This is a genomic window from Lactococcus sp. NH2-7C, assembly GCF_029953655.1.
Taxonomy (GTDB): domain Bacteria; phylum Bacillota; class Bacilli; order Lactobacillales; family Streptococcaceae; genus Lactococcus; species Lactococcus lactis.
This window is the reverse complement of sequence record NZ_CP124538.1, coordinates 1,378,007-1,393,387: the sequence shown is the minus strand read 5'-3', so window position 1 is coordinate 1,393,387 and position 15,381 is coordinate 1,378,007. Positions and strand designations below refer to the sequence as shown.

The window sequence follows — 15,381 nt, the reverse complement described above, 5'->3', positions numbered from 1 at the left end:
CTAATTTTTTTGCCAAAAATGAAAAAACGTGGTAAAATAGTGCTATTGAAAAATTGATTTAGTAAAGGAAGTGAGTAATTTAGAAATGAATAATACTGAATATTATGAACGACTAGGTGTTGATAAAAATGCCAGTCAAGATGAAATAAAAAAAGCTTATCGTAAAATGTCCAAAAAATATCACCCCGATTTAAATAAAGAAGAGGGTGCTGAAGAAAAATATAAAGAAGTTCAAGAAGCATACGAAACGCTTTCGGATGAACAAAAGCGTGCTGCTTATGACCAATATGGTGAAGCTGGAGCCAATGGCGGCTTTGGTGGCGGTGGCTTCGGCGGAGCTTCTGGTTTCTCTGGTTTCGGCGGTGGCTCAGGTGGCTTTGGTGGTTTTGAAGATATATTCTCAAGTTTCTTTGGAGGAGGTGGTGCACAAGTTAACCCTAATGCACCCCGTCAAGGAGATGACTTACAGTATCGGATAAACTTAAAATTTGAAGAAGCTATTTTTGGCGTGGAAAAACAAGTCAAATATAATCGTGAAGAACTCTGTCACACTTGTGGAGGTTCTGGAGCGAAAGCTGGCACACATCCAGAAACTTGTCATAAATGTGGTGGTCGTGGACAAATTAATGTTGTTCGTGATACACCACTTGGACGGATGCAAACACAAGTAACATGTGATGTTTGTAACGGAACAGGTAAAGAAATCAAAGAGAAATGTGAAACTTGTCATGGTTCAGGTCATGAAAAAGTGGCACATACTGTTAAGGTTACTGTACCTGCTGGTGTTGAAACTGGACAAAAAATGCGTTTGCAAGGACAAGGTGATGCTGGTGTAAATGGTGGACCTTATGGTGATTTGTATGTTGTTTTCCAAGTGGAAGCTTCAGACAAATTTGAGCGTGATGGTGCAGAAATTTACTACAAGATGCCAATGGACTTTGTTCAAGCTGCTTTAGGTGATGAAATTGAAGTTCCGACTGTTCATGGAAATGTGAAGTTGAAAATTCCTGCTGGAACACAAACAGGGGCTAATTTCCGTCTAAAAGGTAAAGGTGCGCCAAAACTCCGTGGTTCTGGTAATGGTGACCAATATGTTATTATCAATATTGTCACTCCTAAGAATTTGAATCAAGCTCAAAAAGAAGCGCTCCAAGCTTTTGCTAAAGCAAGTGGTGTTGAAGTCTCTGGTTCAGGTAAAAAAGGTTTCTTTGATAAGTTTAAATAAAAATAAAAGTAAAAGTCGCTTTTGGCGGCTTTTTTGTTCTATCAGTAATTTTGTTCTCTATTTTTTTTCTGACAAGTTTGTCAGTATTTTTAGGGAAGAAAACAGGAATTTCTGTAAGTTTTTGATATAATAGGGGCATGAAAATTGATAATTATAAGCCTGATTATTTAGTGGAAGCTGTCTATCAACTAGACCCTAAACGTCTGCAAGCCTTGAATGTTCGTGCCGTAATGGTGGATTTGGACAATACTCTAATTGCCTGGGATAATCCTGACGGAACTCCAGAGCTTTTGGCTTGGCTTTTGGATATGCGAGAAAATGGTTTAAAAGTGGTGGTTGTATCAAATAATAAACAAGCAAGAGTTGCTCGTGCTGTGGAAAAGTTTGGTGTTCAATATATTTGGCGGGCAATGAAACCTTTTGCTTGGGGGATAAAAAAAGCCTTGAGATTGCTTGATGAGCGTCCTGAAAATGTGATTATGGTTGGTGATCAATTGATGACGGATATTAGAGCTGCTCATCGTGCCGGCGTCAGAAGTATTTTAGTCAAACCTTTAGTTGCATCAGACTCTTGGAGTACACAAGTGAATCGTTGGCGTGAACGACGCGTTTGGAAAAAATTGATTGCTCGAGATGGTGAGCCTGTGTGGAAAACAAGTTTATAAAAATAGATTTCAAAAAATAATTTTACCTGTGGAAAAATAAATTCACAAGTAAATTCCTTTTTTTATCTTATTTTACGGATAAAAACAGAAAGTTTTCCACAGAATTGTGAAGTCTTTCCACAAATATGTGGAAAACTGTGTAAAAGTTTGTGGAAAAGATAAAAAACCTATCGTTAAGACAGGTTTTTTTCTTTATTTATTGTAGTAACCACGTTCTTGATACCATAAATCAGGTTGCCAAGCCCATTCGTGACCATTTTTTTCTAGTAAGTCAAATGCAGCCTTAGGTCCCATTGTGCGAGCCGCATAAGTTGGAAGCTCAGAAGTTTCTTTATCCCAAGCTTCTCGAATAACATCAATAAGTTCCCAGGCGCGAGCCGCTTCTTCCCAATGTGAGAAATTTGTTCCATCTCCATTAAGGACATCTAGGAAAAGTTTTTCATATGCTTCAGGAGAATTTCCAAGAAATTCACTATCGTGTCGGAAATTTAAGCGCAAAGGCTCTAAATGGAAGCCTTGACCAGCCGCTTTTCCATTTACTGAAAGTGAAAACCCTTCAGTTGGTTGAATATAAATGGTCAAAACATTTTGAACGGATTGGTCATCGCAATTTTCTGCAAAGAGATTGTCTTTATCTTTTTTGAAAACAATATTAATACGAGTTCCTTTTTCAGTCATACGTTTTCCTGAGCGAACATAGAAAGGAACGCCTGACCAACGCTCATTATCAATAACGAATTTCCCGGCAGCGAAAGTTTCAGTTCGACTGTCTGGTGCAACAGAATCTTCTTCACGATAACCTAGGTAATCTTCGCCGTCAAAACGTCCTGCGATATATTGACCACGAACGAAGTTTTCTAAAGCTTCCTCAGAAGAATATTGACGGATTGCGTTAAGAGCTTTAACTTTTTCTTTTACAATATAAGCTTCATCAAATTTTTCAGGTTTTTCCATGGCAATGAGGCTGAGTACTTGTAAGACATGGTTTTGAATCATATCTTTTAAAGCACCAGAAGTTTCGTAGTAACCGCCACGGTCTTCGACGCCGATAAATTCGGCAAAGGTAATCTGAACGTTATCAATGTGTTGATTATTCCAGAGTGATTCAAAAATTGGGTTAGCAAAACGAACAGCCGAAACAGCTTGAATCATTTCTTTTCCAAGGTAGTGGTCAATTCGGAAAATTTGTTCTTCACTAAATACTTTTGCGAGGCTGTCATTAAGTGATTTTGCAGTATCGTAGCTTGTCCCAAATGGTTTTTCAATGACGATTCTCTCAAAACCCTCACCTGTCAAAATATTTTCTGATTTAAGGTGTTCAGCGATAGTACCAAAAAATTGAGGAGCCATTGCTAAAAAGAAGACTTGATTGTCAGCAGTTTTATACTGTTTACGCAATTTTTCACCCAAATCTTTTAAGTTAACGTAATGTGAGCTGTCGCTAACATCGTGACTTTGATAATAGAAATGGCTGGCAAAGTCTGCGGCTTCTGTTTTTGAGTTTATTAAATCTTTGATAGACTCTAAGACGACTTCTCGATAATATTCGTTTGTCCATGGACGGCGAGCGGTACCAATGACTGCAAAATTGTCAGCTAATTCTCCTTTTTTAAAAAGGCGAAAGAGTGAAGGGTAGAGCTTTCTTTTAGCGAGGTCACCAGTTGCTCCGAAGATGGTGAAAAGTGCTTGTTTTTGTTCGGTCATATTTTTTCCTTTTTTAAAAAACAATAATTAATTTACTGACAGACTGATTTAGAATTTCTGTCAGTAAAATTTAACCATTTGTATTAGTTTCATTGACGTAATCATGAGCATACTGTTCAATATCGGCTTTAAGTTCAGCTTTCATTTCTTGAAATTCGGACTCGCTATAATTGCGCTCGGCTATTTTAGCATTATAAAAGGGAATTGCTAGCTCTTGACGAAGTCGTGTCTCAAGTTCTTGTCTATTCATTTTAACCTCCAATAAGTTGCCTCAAAAACTCTTGTGAAGCATTAATCTTATAAGAATTATATCATAAATTAGGGTTCTAAAAAATAGAATAGTATTTAAATGTTCATGATAAAGTAACTTAATCAAAGGAACAAGCAGCTTTAAAAAGTTTTTGGTAGAATAGGGTTATTAGATTGGAGAAACACATGTCTTTATTAGTATTTACTCTGTTGATGTTACTTCTTGGTTTCGTCGCAGGGGTATTTGGCTCAATTTTGGGTCTTGGGGGTGGAATTATTATCACGCCCATTATTACGACATTTTTTGGTGTTGATATTAAATATGCCATTGGGGCAAGTATTGTTGCCGTTATTGCTACAAGTTCTGGTGCGGCCATTTCTTATTTGAAAGATGATATGATTAATGTTCGTACTGCTATGTTTTTGGAAATATTTACCACAATTGGTGGTTTAGTTGGTGCAATTTTAGCAGGATTTTTTGATGCGACGATTTTAAATATTCTATTTGGTTGCCTATTGATTTTCCAAGGCTACAATATGTGGCGGAAAATGCATAAAGGTGAAGAAGTGATTCAAAAAGTTGAGTCAGATAAGATAGCTGAGAAATTAAAATTAAATTCTAGTTATTATGATAAGCAGCTTGGTAAGGAAATTCCTTATCAAGTAGAAAAGGTTCCAGGTGGTGCTGCTGTAATGCTTGGTGCTGGTGTTGCGTCAGGTCTTTTGGGAATTGGTTCTGGGGTCTTTAAGGTCATGGCAATGGACTCAATGATGAAAATGCCTTTAAAAGCTTCAACAGCGACTTCAAATTTGATGATTGGAGTAACAGCAGCGGCTTCTGCAACGGTTTATTTTTTCAATGGCTATGTTAATCCAAGTTTAGCAGGGCCCCTTGCTATTGGGATTGTTGGCGGTGCAGCTTTGGGCTCAAAAATTATGCCTAAGTTACCAGCGAAAACAATTCGATTGATTTTCATTCCAGTTATTTTAATTATGGCATTGCAAATGTTACTTAAAGGATTGGGGGTATCATTCTAATGGGAAGTAAAGAATTGACAAAAGAAGAGTTACTCAAAATAGAGCGAAACATCGGAAAAATTCTTCGTGCTGGTGTCTTTGTTAGTGCTACAGTCATTATTATTGGAATTTTGATGTTTCTCCTAAGCGGGCATTCAGGCTATGCCGAAGGGGTTTGGCCAGATAAATTTAATGAAATTTTAAGTGGTTTAGTTGAATTTAAAGCATTGGCTTGGTTGATGACTGGTTTATTCCTCTTAATTTTGACTCCTGTTTTACGAGTAGTTGCTTCAATTGTAGCCTTCGCAAAAGAAGGAGATAAACTCTATGTGGCAATTACAACTTTGGTTTTGATTATATTAATTGTTGCAATGTTTGTAGGGCACGGAGGTGCTTAAATAGGGCGTCATAGCGGATTTTCAACTTGCATTTTTTCTATTAAACTGATATTATAGAAAAGTGTTATGACCTGCTGGGAAGTGCCTTTGCGCTAGCTGCTTTTAGCAGCTTAGGAAAAGGACAACGTTATGACCACCCGGGGAAGTGGTGGAATGGCAGACACGCATGCTTCAGGTGCATGTGCGAGAAATCGCGTGAGGGTTCAAATCCCTTCTTCCCCATGATTAAGTGGACGGTTGGCTGGAAGCTGGCCGTTTTTTGCTCTTTTGAGCTTTTTGAGAGGGAGAAGTATGACTAGATTAACAAGAGAAGAACTAGAGAAAATTATTGATGAAAATCCTTTACGCTCTTTATCAAGCATTGGCGAAGAAACAGGAAATTCACGAGTAGCTATTGAAAAATGGCTGAAAACTTATCAATTGGATGAATATCGTAACCGAAAAATCAAACGGTTGCGGGGAGATAAAGCCCGTAAGCGTCGTGATTACCAAAATTAGATAAAACAGATTTTATAGATCAACTAGATAAAGGAGAAAAAATGTCAAAAATAGCATTTATTGGTACAGGTGTGATGGGAGCCGCAATGGCTGGTCATCTTATGGACGCTGGTCATGATTTAATTGTTTATAATCGGACGAAATCAAAAACGGACGGTCTTGTGGCACGTGGTGCAACTTATGCTGAAAATCCACAAAAGGCTGCGGCTCAAGCTGAGTTTGTGATTACAATTGTTGGTTATCCTAAGGACGTCCGCGAAGTTTATTTTGGTGCAGAAGGAATTTTCAAAAATGATTGTTCAGGAAAAGTTCTTATTGATATGACGACGACTGAGCCAACTTTAGCACAAGAAATTTATCAAGAAGCTAAAAAAGTCGGTGCTTTCGCACTTGATGCCCCTGTTTCTGGAGGAGACTTGGGTGCAAAAAATGCGACGCTGACCATTATGGTTGGGGGAGATTCAGAAACTTATGAGAAAGCTTTGCCTTTATTTGAACAAATGGGAAAAACTATTACTCATCAAGGGGCAGCTGGAAGTGGACAACACACCAAAATGGCTAACCAAATTTGTATTGCTGGTACAATGACTGGAATGACTGAGCTTTTAGCTTATGCTCAAAAGGCTGGTCTAGATTTGGATAAAGTTTTAAACACTGTTGGGGGAGGTTCAGGTGCGACTTGGTCTTTAGCTAATTATGGCCCCCGTATCCTTCGTGAAGATTATAGTGCAGGATTTTTTGTTAAGCATTTTATCAAGGACTTAGGGATTGCACTTTCTGAGGCAGAAAAAATGAATCTTGAACTTCCTGCCACTAAGGGAGCAAAAGAGCTTTATGAGCAATTGGCTGATAAAGGTTTTGAAAATGATGGAACCCAGGCTTTAATTAAGTTGTGGTGGCCAAATGGACATCGTCCGAAATAGAGCTGAAAAAAATCCCCAGCCATTTGGCTAGGGATTTTCATCTTCATTAAATTTTTATTGGATTTCAATAGGGTGATTATTTTCATTTGTTTTTAATTTTGGTAAATCCAAACTCAAAAGACCGCCATCATATTTTGCAGTTGCTTGGCTGGCTTCAATATTTGGCAAATGATATGAGCGCTTGTAAGTACCGTAATAACGTTCACTGTGAATCACTTCACCTTTATCATTTTTTTCATCATCGGAATGTTCTTGTTTGGCGGAGACAGTTAAGATATTATCATTATAATCAATAGTGATATTTTCTTTTTTTACTCCTGGCAATTCAATTTTCAAGCTATAAGCCGTGTCAGATTCGGAAACATCTGTTTTCATTGTCATTTGACGGGGAGAAGCAGGAAAACCAAAGCCATCTTTGAAGAAATTCCGACCAAAATGATTAAAGAAATCATCTCCAAAATCCATCCAATTGTTTTGACTGTGCATCAAATCGTTTGACATTGTAATTACCTCCTCTATTGGGTTTCATTATCTTTTTACCCTACACTTATAATTATAGTCAGTATTGGTCAGACTGTCAAAAATTTCAACTCGGAATTAGCAGCCTTTTTAAAAGACTGCTAATAGAGGGAGGTAGAAGCTACTTACGAATTACTTAAAAAAAATGTTATAATTATTCTATAAAGTCTAAGCGTTTTTAATGAAAGAAATAATTAGTCATTAAACAAAATTTAAGGAGGACTTGAGATGCACTACGACGAGTTAGTGGACATGCTTGTTGAAAAAATTAGAAATCTTGATTATGTTAAAGATTTTCAGCAAGCAGAAACAGCACTAATGGCTAATCAAGAACTTTTTAAAGCTCAAGAAGAAATGAAGGCTCTGCAAAAAGAAGCTGTTTTATATCAAAAAATTGATAAAATGCAGGCTTACAAAAAAACATCACAGGCGGCTCAAGTCATTGAAAAAAGGATTAAGCATCATCCTTTGGTCGAAGATTATGCTACGAAATTAGAGGATGTCAATGATTTAGTCCAATATATCACTGGTGAATTAGAAGAAAAAGTAAATCTTTTGTTGGAAACTGGTGAATAAAAAGTACTGACAAGAAATTCTGGCATAGGATAGACCTTGTAAGCTTACTTATGGTGATTCTATAATTTTTGTCAGTAAAAATATAATAAAAAAATACTGATAGAATTTCTGTTTTAGGATATTTAGTGTTAAGTTTGCTTGCGGATATGTTAAGATTTTCGTCAGTAAAATTTAGATGGGATAGGAAGAAAAAAATGGCTGAAAAAATTTCACCAGGAATGCAACAATATTTAGACATCAAACAAGATTATCCTGATGCTTTCTTGCTCTTTAGGATGGGCGATTTTTATGAGCTCTTCTATGATGATGCGGTGAATGCTGCCCAAATATTAGAACTAACCCTGACTTCAAGAAATAAAAATTCAGAAAATCCAATTCCAATGGCTGGCGTTCCTCACCATGCAGCAAGTGAATATATTGATAAGTTGGTTGATTTAGGCTACAAAGTGGCTGTTGCTGAACAAATGGAAGACCCGAAAAAAGCAGTCGGAATCGTCAAACGTGCAGTGACGCAGGTGATTACACCTGGGACAACAATCGATGCTTCAAACTCAGTTGATAACAATTTCTTGGTAGCAATTGACTTCAAAGATAAACATTATGCTCTTTCATACATGGACTTATCAACTGGGGAATTCAAGGTGACAGAGCTCAGCGAATTTTCAGCGGTGGTAGGAGAAATTGCTTCGCTCAAGGCGCGGGAAATTGTAGCTGGTTTTACTTTAGATGAAAGTCAGTCAAAAGTTTTTGAAAGACAAATGAATCTTTTGATTTCAGAACAAATTGAAATTCCTGAAAATTTACTGATGGATTTATCAGGATTGACCGCCTTAGAGAATCAAGTCGCTTCAAAATTGTTGGCTTATGTTAAAGAAACACAAATGCGTGATTTGAGTCACTTACAAGAAGTTGAACATTATGAAATTAAAGACTTTTTGCAAATGGACTTTGCGACAAAATCATCTTTAGAGCTGACGGCAAATAAAAGAGAAAATAAAAAACATGGCACACTTTATTGGTTGCTTGATGAGACGAAAACAGCGATGGGAACCAGAATGCTACGGTCGTGGATTGACCGTCCTTTGGTTTCAAATTCAGCCATTCAAAAACGAATGGAAATTGTTCAAATTTTCTTAGACCATTTCTTTGAGCGTTCTGATTTGATAGAAGCCTTAAAAGGGGTCTATGATTTAGAACGTTTAGCTTCACGTGTTTCTTTTGGTAAGGCTGTTCCAGTTGATTTTTTGCAGTTAGCTAATTCTTTATCAAATGTTCCTGCTATCAAAAATATTTTGGGAATGCTTAATGAAGCTCCTTTAAAAGAGTTAGAGAGCCAATTAGACGAAATTCCGGAATTATCTGGTTTAATTAATTCAGCCATTAGCGAGAATGCTTCAAGAACGATTACTGAAGGGGGCATTATTAAAAAAGGCTACAATGCTCAATTAGATAAATATCGGGAGGCTCTTGAAAATGGAACTTCTTGGATTGCAAAATTGGAAGCAGATGAAAAAGCCAAGACAGGAATTTCCACACTGCGAATTGATTATAATCGTAAGGATGGTTATTATTTTCATATCACCCAAAGTCAGTTGAATAGTGTTCCTGAACATTTTTATCGAAAGGCAACTTTGAAAAATTCTGAACGCTTTGGTTCTCAGGAATTAACTGAAATTGAAGAAATTATGTTGGAAGCGCGTGAAAAATCATCTTCTCTAGAATATGATTTATTCATGGGCCTTCGGACTGAAACTGAGCAATATATTGGCAGACTACAAGCTTTAGCCAAAACAATTGCTGAAATTGACTGTTTACAAAGTCTATCTGTCGTTGCGGAAAAACAAGGATATATCCGTCCGACGCTTACAGACGGTTCAAGAATTGTTGAAATTAAAGGCGGTCGTCATGCGGTAGTTGAAGCAGTCATGGGTGCTCAAGAATACGTGCCAAATGACATTGAACTGCCTGAACAAACAGATATTCAACTCATCACAGGACCTAATATGTCAGGTAAATCAACCTATATGCGTCAATTTGCTTTGACGGTTATTATGGCTCAAATTGGATCTTTTGTTCCAGCCGAAACAGCCAATTTACCAATTTTTGATGCCATCTTTACACGGATTGGTGCCAGTGATAACTTGATTTCAGGGGAATCTACCTTTATGGTCGAAATGTCTGAAGCCAACCATGCCATTCAAAAGGCAAGCAGTCGCAGCCTGATTATTTTTGATGAATTAGGGCGAGGAACGGCAACTTATGATGGGATGGCTCTAGCTCAAGCAATTATTGAATATGTTCATGACCATATTGGGGCAAAAACCTTGTTTGCTACGCATTACCATGAATTGACTGATTTAGAAAAAGAACTTGACCATTTGGATAATGTTCATGTTGCAACTTTGGAGCAAAATGGGAATGTGACATTTTTGCATAAAATAACAGAGGGACCAGCTGATAAATCCTATGGGATTCATGTGGCGAAAATTGCAGGTTTACCACAGCCTTTATTAGAGCGAGCAGATTTGATTTTGCAGAAGTTAGAAAATAAACCTTTGCCTGCTAAAAAAGTTCCTGATGAACAAGAACAACTCAGTTTATTTGATTTTGCCGAAAATTCTTCAGAAATTATTGAAAAGATAAAAAGAAAAAATGTTGATAATATGACTGCAAGAGAGGCCTTAAATTTCTTGTGGGAACTTAAAGATTCACTTTAAACTTGATGGCGAAGCTTATTCTGTAAATAAGCTAAGAAAAAAGGCTATAATTACTTAAAAGAGATTCATTAAAAAATGAATTAAGTAGAAGCTAACATAAAAAGGAGCTAAACATGGAAAATGAAAAAGAACTTAAAGGGCAAGAAATCCCTGAGACTCAAGTGGAACCGACTGAAGAATTAAATTCTGAGAATCTTGCTTCGCAAGAAGAAACAACTAAGAGTGATATTAGTGAATGGGATGCCGCAGAGCCCGCACTTGATGAGCCAGTGGTTGCTAAAGCGGAGGTTTCAGAAGGTTTTGTAAGTGAACCAGTGATTACAGAACCAGTAATTGCTGCTAGTGAACCTCTTCAACCAAAAATAGAAGAAAAAACGAGTGAACAATCGGCTTACGCAGATATTCCTCAGAATCCTTCACTAGAAAATCAAGGGGAAATTAAAACTAAATGGAACTGGGGCGCTTTCTCTTTTCCGATGTGGTTTGGGATTGCCAACCGCGCTTATTTGGGGCTCTTGATTTTGATTGGATTAATCCCATGGATAGGTTGGATTTTTGGAATTGTATGGATGATTGTTTTTGGTTTTCATGGTGAAAAATGGGCACTTGAAAATCGAGATAATAAATATCGTGATGAGGAAGAGTTCCGTAAGGTTATGGACGGTTGGAATCGAGCAGGTTTCGTTGCCTTCATTATTGGAATTGTATTATTTGTGATTGCAATTTTGATTCTTATTTTCGTACTAGTCTTTGCTTTTAACAGCTATAATAATTTTGATAATGGTTACCGAAATTTTGGAAACTACTAATTAATGTAAAAATGATAGACAATTTTTATCGTGTCTATCATTTTTTGTCAGTAAAAAATGAAAAGCGAGCCCTTGCTTTTTGTGTTATAATTAGAATTAATTTAAAAAGACAAGAGAGCGAGATTATTGTGGGAAAAATTATTGAACTAAATGAAGCGCTCGCCAATCAAATTGCTGCTGGAGAGGTGGTTGAGCGGCCTGCTAGTGTTGTTAAAGAATTAGTCGAAAACTCAATTGATGCTGGAAGCAGTAAAATTATTGTCAATGTTGAAGAAGCAGGTTTGCGATTAATTGAAGTCATTGATAATGGTTTAGGCTTGGAAAAAGAAGATGTGGCTTTGGCTTTACGTCGTCATGCAACAAGTAAAATTAAGGATTCAACAGATTTATTTCGGATTAGAACACTCGGTTTTCGGGGCGAGGCTCTGCCATCAATTGCTTCTGTCAGCCAGATGACCATTGAGACAAGTACGGCTGAGGAAGAATCAGGAACAAAACTAATTGCTAAAGGTGGAAATATCGAAACTTTAGAACCACTTGCTAAGCGAGTGGGGACGAAAATTTCTGTTGCTAATCTTTTTTATAATACACCAGCAAGACTCAAATATATCAAATCCTTGCAGGCTGAACTTTCTCATATCACGGATATCATCAACCGATTGAGCCTGGCTCATCCAGAGATTTCCTTTACTCTAGTTAATGAGGGTAAAGAATTTTTGAAAACGGCTGGAAATGGTGATTTACGCCAGGTTATTGCTGCAATTTATGGTATAGGGACAGCGAAAAAAATGCGTCAAATCAAAGGCTCAGACTTAGATTTTGAACTGACAGGTTATGTCAGCTTACCAGAGCTGACGAGGGCTAATCGTAACTATATTACGATTTTAATAAATGGTCGATTTATCAAAAACTTTTTATTGAATCGGGCAATTTTAGAAGGGTATGGCAATCGATTGATGGTGGGACGGTTCCCGTTTGCTATTTTATCGATTAAAATTGACCCAACACTTGCTGATGTTAATGTTCATCCGACAAAACAAGAAGTGCGTTTGTCTAAAGAACGTGAATTGATGGCTTTAATTTCTAAAGCAATTGATGAGGCTTTATCAGAAGGTTTTTTGATTCCGGAAGCTTTGGAAAATTTGCAAGGAAGAGCTAAAGAAAAGGAGATTCTTTCTGTTCAAACAGAACTTCCTTTGCAAAATAATCCTTTATATTATGATAATGTTCGTCAAGATTTTTATGTCAGAGAAGAGGCAACTTTTAAAATCAATAAAAATCAGCCTTCAAATGCTTCGTCTGAACAAACTTTTGATAATTTTACAGCAAATCAACTCAATACAGATGCTGTCAGTGAAAAAATGACTGACAGAACTGTTGAAAGTACAACTGAAAATACTGACAGCAGTCTAGAAAATACTGTCAGCAACTTTGTCATTGATTTTGATAATGAAGCAAAGATGAGTCAGTCATCGACTTTTCCGCAGCTGGAATACTTGGCACAATTGCATGCGACTTATTTACTTTGTCAGTCCAAAGAAGGACTTTACTTGGTTGATCAACATGCGGCTCAAGAGCGAATCAAATATGAGTATTGGAAAGATAAAATTGGTGAGGTCAGTATGGAGCAACAAATTTTACTTGCGCCATATTTGTTCACTTTACCCAAAAATGATTTTATTGTTTTAGCCGAGAAGAAAGATTTGTTACATGAAGCCGGTGTTTTCTTAGAAGAATACGGAGAAAATCAATTCATTTTAAGAGAACATCCGATCTGGTTAAAAGAAACCGAGATAGAAAAATCAATTAATGAAATGATTGATATTATTCTCTCATCAAAAGAATTTTCACTCAAAAAATATCGTCATGATTTAGCTGCAATGGTTGCTTGTAAAAGTTCAATTAAAGCTAATCATCCCCTTGATGCCGAGTCAGCTAGAGCTTTACTCGCAGAATTAGCAACTTGTAAAAATCCTTATAGTTGTGCGCACGGACGGCCAACGATTGTTCATTTCTCAGGGGATGACATTCAAAAGATGTTCCGGAGAATCCAAGAAACGCATCGTTCAAAAGCAGCTTCTTGGAAAGATTTTGAGTAAAAAGTGACTAAACAGAGTAATGATGAAGTTGGTCAGTAAAAAAACAGATAAAAACTACTGACAGACTTGAAATAAGGGAGTTTGTCAATCAAAAAAAATTAGAAAAGTAAAAAATGTTTGAATATCTTAATGGAAAATTAGTAAAAATTTCCCCAACAAATATTGTAATTGATGTAGCAGGAATTGGTTATCTTATCAGTGTAGCTAATCCTTACGCTTGGTCTGCTTTGATGAACACAGAAGTAAAAATTTATGTTCATCAAGTCATTCGTGAAGATGCCCACAGTCTCTATGGTTTTGTTAATGAAGCCGAAAAAGCTTTATTCTTGCGTCTGATCAGCGTTTCTGGGATTGGTCCAAAATCAGCTCTGGCCATCATTGCGGCGGCTGATAACGAAGGTTTAATCACTGCTATTGACAATAGTGATATCAAGTATTTAACTAAATTCCCAGGAGTTGGTAAAAAAACAGCCATGCAGATGGTGCTTGATTTGGCTGGGAAATTTGATGCGACAGGAACTGTAGGTATTTCTCTTCTTGATGCTGGACCTGCTGGAAATCTCGCTTTGGAAGAAGCGATTGAAGCGTTGCAAGCTTTGGGTTATAAAGCAACAGAATTGAAGAAAATTGAGAAAAAATTAGCTCAAGAAACAGGCCTGACCAGCGAAGAATATATCAAATCAGCCTTAAAACTTATGATGAAATAAAAAAGTTTGAAGAAAGAACTGACAGACATCAAAAACAGTCATGCAAGTCTTTCTGTCAGTAAAATTTACTGACAGATTCTCATAAGTCATCAAAAATCATCTCTAAAAGGAGAATTACAAGATAAGATGAACGATATATTAAACAAAGAGCCAATGGAAGAAGATTACGGTATTGAAAAATCTCTACGTCCGCAATTTTTTAATCAATATATTGGTCAAGATAAAGTCAAAGAACAATTAGAAATCTTTATTAAAGCAGCAAAAATGCGTGAAGAAGTTTTGGATCACGTGTTACTTTTTGGTCCTCCAGGACTTGGTAAGACAACAATGGCATTTGTCATTGCCAATGAGTTGGGAGTCAATATTAAACAAACAGCGGGTCCTGCCATTGAAAAGCCAGGGGATTTAGTTGCAATTTTGAATGAATTGGAACCTGGAGATGTGCTCTTTATTGATGAAATTCATCGGATGCCAATGCAAGTTGAAGAAGTTCTTTATAGTGCTATGGAAGATTTCTACATTGATATTATGCTTGGTTCTGGTGATGGTTCGCGCTCGGTTCATTTAGATTTGCCACCATTTACTCTAGTCGGGGCAACAACAAGAGCTGGAATGCTTTCTAATCCATTGCGTGCCCGTTTTGGCATTTCAAGTCACATGGAATATTATCAAGAGCGTGATTTAGAAGAAATTGTTAAAAGAACAGCTGATATTTTTGAAGTCGAAGTCATTGATAATGCCGCTTTAGAGATTGCTTTACGTAGTCGAGGAACTCCGCGGATTGCCAATCGTTTACTTAAACGAGTGCGTGATTTTGCCCAAATAATGGGAGATGGCCGAGTGGATAAAGCAATTACCGATAAGGCCTTGTCTATTCTTGATGTTGATGCTGCTGGTTTAGATTATATTGACCAAAAAATCCTCCGCACAATGATTGAAATGTACCACGGTGGTCCTGTTGGAATTGGAACTTTGGCGGTAAATATTGCCGAAGACCGTGAAACGGTCGAGGATATGTATGAACCTTATTTGATTCAAAAAGGATTTTTGATGAGAACTAAACAGGGACGTAAGGTGACACAAAGAGCCTATGAACACTTAGGTTACGTTTATAATGAAGAAGATTGACAGTTAGTATCTGTCAGTAAAAAAGTTTGTCAAATTTTGGCAGACTTTTTCATTTTAGAATTCTGTCAGTAATATCTTGTGAAATAGGGTATAATAGAATAAATGCTCAAAATTAGTTAATTTATAAATGATATAAAGTAAGGAAGT

The 15,381-nt window shown here is 36.9% G+C and carries 15 protein-coding genes and 1 tRNA gene; 13 read left to right on the top strand and 3 right to left on the bottom strand.

What is annotated here, in order from left to right; genetic code table 11:
• Positions 1–85 precede the first annotated feature (85 nt).
• The gene (dnaJ, locus tag QJV49_RS07020; RefSeq protein WP_010906396.1) at positions 86–1,225 is read left to right on the top strand and encodes a molecular chaperone DnaJ; all 1,140 of its coding nucleotides are present in this window, start codon (positions 86–88) and stop codon (positions 1,223–1,225) included.
• Between the two features lie 137 nt (positions 1,226–1,362).
• Positions 1,363–1,890 (top strand): YqeG family HAD IIIA-type phosphatase, encoded by a 528-nt coding sequence (locus tag QJV49_RS07015; RefSeq protein WP_003132009.1) that lies wholly within the window; start codon positions 1,363–1,365, stop codon positions 1,888–1,890.
• A 192-nt stretch (positions 1,891–2,082) separates the two neighbouring features.
• Here the strand turns inward: QJV49_RS07015 and zwf are convergent, their stop codons facing one another.
• Together zwf and QJV49_RS07005 are read right to left on the bottom strand one after the other, a co-directional pair.
• Complete coding sequence (gene zwf, locus QJV49_RS07010; RefSeq protein ID WP_225512947.1) at positions 2,083–3,594, bottom strand: glucose-6-phosphate dehydrogenase; 1,512 nt, start codon at positions 3,592–3,594, stop codon at positions 2,083–2,085.
• A 70-nt stretch (positions 3,595–3,664) separates the two neighbouring features.
• Positions 3,665–3,844 (bottom strand): hypothetical protein, encoded by a 180-nt coding sequence (locus tag QJV49_RS07005; RefSeq protein ID WP_225512948.1) that lies wholly within the window; start codon positions 3,842–3,844, stop codon positions 3,665–3,667.
• 185 nt (positions 3,845–4,029) lie between these two features.
• Here QJV49_RS07005 and QJV49_RS07000 point away from each other — a divergent pair, with 185 nt between their 5' ends.
• The 5 genes from QJV49_RS07000 (at position 4,030) to QJV49_RS06980 (ending at position 6,679) form a co-directional block, all read left to right on the top strand.
• Positions 4,030–4,881: a sulfite exporter TauE/SafE family protein gene (locus tag QJV49_RS07000; RefSeq protein ID WP_225512949.1), complete on the top strand. Its 852-nt coding sequence runs from the start codon at positions 4,030–4,032 to the stop codon at positions 4,879–4,881.
• Positions 4,881–5,258, top strand: coding sequence for a DUF1634 domain-containing protein (locus QJV49_RS06995; RefSeq protein ID WP_225512950.1), 378 nt, complete (start codon positions 4,881–4,883; stop codon positions 5,256–5,258). Before QJV49_RS07000 ends, QJV49_RS06995 begins: the two co-directional genes overlap by 1 nt.
• Positions 5,259–5,397: 139 nt before the next feature.
• Positions 5,398–5,480, top strand: a tRNA-Leu gene (locus QJV49_RS06990).
• Positions 5,481–5,549: 69 nt separating this feature from the next.
• On the top strand, positions 5,550–5,756 hold the full coding sequence (locus QJV49_RS06985; protein ID WP_003132002.1) for a hypothetical protein: 207 nt from the start codon (positions 5,550–5,552) through the stop codon (positions 5,754–5,756).
• Positions 5,757–5,797: 41 nt separating this feature from the next.
• Positions 5,798–6,679 (top strand): NAD(P)-dependent oxidoreductase, encoded by an 882-nt coding sequence (locus QJV49_RS06980; protein WP_225512951.1) that lies wholly within the window; start codon positions 5,798–5,800, stop codon positions 6,677–6,679.
• Positions 6,680–6,733: 54 nt separating this feature from the next.
• On the opposite strand, the gene QJV49_RS06975 is transcribed toward QJV49_RS06980, so the two are convergent.
• Complete coding sequence (locus QJV49_RS06975; RefSeq protein ID WP_225512952.1) at positions 6,734–7,180, bottom strand: Hsp20/alpha crystallin family protein; 447 nt, start codon at positions 7,178–7,180, stop codon at positions 6,734–6,736.
• 246 nt (positions 7,181–7,426) lie between these two features.
• Between QJV49_RS06975 and QJV49_RS06970 the strand changes: the two genes are divergently transcribed.
• The 6 genes from QJV49_RS06970 to ruvB all read left to right on the top strand — a co-directional run bounded on the left by QJV49_RS06970 (position 7,427) and on the right by ruvB (position 15,234).
• Positions 7,427–7,774: a RicAFT regulatory complex protein RicA family protein gene (locus QJV49_RS06970; RefSeq protein WP_225512953.1), complete on the top strand. Its 348-nt coding sequence runs from the start codon at positions 7,427–7,429 to the stop codon at positions 7,772–7,774.
• Positions 7,775–7,968: 194 nt separating this feature from the next.
• A complete protein-coding gene (mutS, locus tag QJV49_RS06965; protein WP_225512954.1) occupies positions 7,969–10,491 on the top strand; it encodes a DNA mismatch repair protein MutS in 2,523 nt (840 codons plus the stop codon).
• 113 nt (positions 10,492–10,604) lie between these two features.
• Positions 10,605–11,300 (top strand): hypothetical protein, encoded by a 696-nt coding sequence (locus QJV49_RS06960; protein WP_225512955.1) that lies wholly within the window; start codon positions 10,605–10,607, stop codon positions 11,298–11,300.
• 128 nt (positions 11,301–11,428) lie between these two features.
• Positions 11,429–13,399 (top strand): DNA mismatch repair endonuclease MutL, encoded by a 1,971-nt coding sequence (mutL, locus tag QJV49_RS06955; protein ID WP_225512956.1) that lies wholly within the window; start codon positions 11,429–11,431, stop codon positions 13,397–13,399.
• A 113-nt stretch (positions 13,400–13,512) separates the two neighbouring features.
• A complete protein-coding gene (ruvA, locus tag QJV49_RS06950; protein ID WP_003131995.1) occupies positions 13,513–14,106 on the top strand; it encodes a Holliday junction branch migration protein RuvA in 594 nt (197 codons plus the stop codon).
• A gap of 126 nt (positions 14,107–14,232) precedes the next feature.
• On the top strand, positions 14,233–15,234 hold the full coding sequence (gene ruvB / locus QJV49_RS06945) for a Holliday junction branch migration DNA helicase RuvB (protein ID WP_003131994.1): 1,002 nt from the start codon (positions 14,233–14,235) through the stop codon (positions 15,232–15,234).
• Positions 15,235–15,381 lie beyond the last annotated feature (147 nt).